General features: G+C 37.4%; 1 protein-coding gene. It reads left to right on the top strand.

The window, feature by feature from the left end; all coding sequences use genetic code 4:
- Positions 1-20: 20 nt before the first annotated feature.
- A partial coding sequence (locus E1I18_RS03695) for a hypothetical protein (protein WP_211334723.1) occupies positions 21-396 on the top strand: 376 nt, incomplete at its 3' end.

Here is a 396-nt window from a genome sequence, read left to right as displayed (position 1 = left end):
GTAGTCTTGATATTCATCAGATGTTAGTGAATCATCATTATGATTTATCATCGACACTAGACACCTTTGCAAAAGTGTTTTCAAATCAAGCACACTATACCACTCTTGTTATAGGACCTGATCACTCAAAGGCCTCTATACTGGATGTGCATTTGATGAAGTTAAATCCACACCATTTAATCGTAGTGATGATTGATGAGACGGGACAAGTGAAACATCTGCATGTGACAAGCGATCAACCTTATGCTGATCATTCGATCATTAAAGTATCCAACTATCTATCTGCGAACGTGCGTCAATTTTTTGATGGTAATGATGTGCAATCCATAGAAGTGTATCGCATGCTGGGATTTAATGCAGAAGAGGCAGATTTAATCATTCGTATTTTACACATGT

The organism is Mycoplasmopsis mucosicanis (assembly GCF_006546935.1).
GTDB classification, from domain to species: Bacteria; Bacillota_I; Bacilli_A; order Mycoplasmatales; family Metamycoplasmataceae; genus Mycoplasmopsis; species Mycoplasmopsis mucosicanis.
The sequence above is the reverse complement of the archived record's forward strand: the minus strand, read 5'-3'. Positions and strand labels throughout refer to the sequence as shown.